Here is a 577-nt window from a genome sequence, read left to right on the forward strand (position 1 = left end):
CCCCCCCCCCCCCCCCCCCCCCCCCCCCCCCCCCCCCCCCCCCCCCCCCCCCCCCCCCCCCCCCCGCTCCCACACTGATTTGTGGCTGGACTGAATCCTATGCCTGGCTCAGTTCCCACAGTTTTTAGAGGGGCTGGACTGAATCTTGTGCCTGGCTCAGTTTCCACTGTTTTTGAAACGGCTGGACTGAATCTTGTGTCTGACACAGTTCCCACAGTTTTGGAGGGACTGGACTGAATCTTGTGTCTGACACAGTTCCACTGTGGGAGCGGGCTTGCCCGCGAAAGCGGTGTGTCAGTCAACCATGATGCAGCTGATCCACCGCCATCGCAGGCAAGCCAGCTCCCACACTGATTTGCGGTTGGACTGAATCCTGTGCCTGGCTCAGTTCCCCCAGTTTTTAGAGGGGCTGGACTGATTCTTGTGCCTGACACAGTTCCACTGTGGGAGCGGGCTTGCTCGCGAAAGCGCAGTGTCAGTCAACCCTGATGCAGCTGACCCACCGCCTTCGCAGGCAAGCCAGCTCCCACACTGATTTGTGGCAGGACTGAATCTTGTGCCTGGCTCAGTTCCCTCA

The organism is Pseudomonas sp. GW821-FHT05D12, assembly GCF_059419825.1.